This is a genomic window from Priestia sp. TSO9 (assembly GCF_021029645.1).
In the GTDB taxonomy this organism is placed as follows: Bacteria; Bacillota; Bacilli; order Bacillales; family Bacillaceae_H; genus Priestia; species Priestia megaterium_E.
In genome coordinates, this window is sequence record NZ_JAJEKD010000031.1 from 1 (window position 1) to 551 (window position 551).

Here is a 551-nt window from a genome sequence, read left to right on the forward strand (position 1 = left end):
GTGTCGATTTCAATGTGTCTGTAGTTGGGAATCTTTTTTTTGTAAGTTGTTGGATGTCACGATAAAGGATTACATCCGACCTTTTATTCAGTATTACTTTCAACAGATATTTTGCATCTTCTACTCTCTGATCTATTTTCATACATCCAAAGGTAGACTTGGCATGTTCTGAAAGATAATTAATTAACTTAGAACACTTGCTTACAGTGCTTACCTTTATCATTCTCGGTATGTCACCGCCATTCAATTTTTCATTTTCTCCGAAAACTTCCGCTAAATGTAGCAATCCTGTTACTCTAACTATTTGCCCCATTAGCTTGCCGCCCCAATCTGGAATATCAGACAACTCACCATCTTCTCTTAATTTTATTTCATTATCTAGCTGCATAGCTTGTAAAATTGAGTCAGCTTCAGTATCGTATTGGAGATGAATTGTGTCACTTGGAGAAAATTCACAAAGTTTGAGTACAGTATTGATGTACTTATCAAGAATGTTTCCTTCTATGGGCTTTGGCCTAATTTTCCTTTTACCTACAATGGAATTTGGTATT

At 35.4% G+C, this 551-nt stretch carries 1 protein-coding gene; it reads right to left on the reverse strand.

What is annotated here, in order from left to right; all coding sequences use genetic code 11:
* On the reverse strand, nt 1-551 hold a 551-nt coding region (locus LJC66_RS27390; RefSeq protein WP_230933927.1), incomplete at both ends, for a DUF3987 domain-containing protein.